Raw genomic sequence first — 282 nt, 5'->3', positions numbered from 1 at the left:
GGAAACCGGTAACGTCATCGTAGAAACCTTCGAAAAACAGGGTATCAATGCAGCGCAAATGCCCGGCGTGCTGGTCCATTCTCACGGCCCATTTGCATGGGGAAAAAACGCCGAAGATGCGGTGCATAACGCCATCGTGCTGGAAGAAGTCGCTTATATGGGGATATTCTGCCGTCAGTTAGCGCCGCAGTTACCGGATATGCAGCAAACGCTGCTGGATAAACACTATCTGCGTAAGCATGGCGCGAAGGCATATTACGGGCAGTAATGACTGTATAAAAC

The 282-nt window shown here is 50.7% G+C and carries 1 protein-coding gene; it reads left to right on the top strand.

Translation table 11 applies throughout. The features are described 5' to 3' along the window. Nucleotides 1–268 (top strand): class II aldolase/adducin family protein (locus tag LZP73_RS20910; protein WP_234236907.1); only part of this gene is annotated, 268 nt, incomplete at its 5' end. Nucleotides 269–282 lie beyond the last annotated feature (14 nt).

This window comes from Shewanella sp. AS16 (genome assembly GCF_021412365.1).
Lineage (GTDB): Bacteria > Pseudomonadota > Gammaproteobacteria > Enterobacterales > Shewanellaceae > Shewanella > Shewanella salipaludis.
The sequence above is the reverse complement of the archived record's forward strand: the minus strand, read 5'-3'. Positions and strand labels throughout refer to the sequence as shown.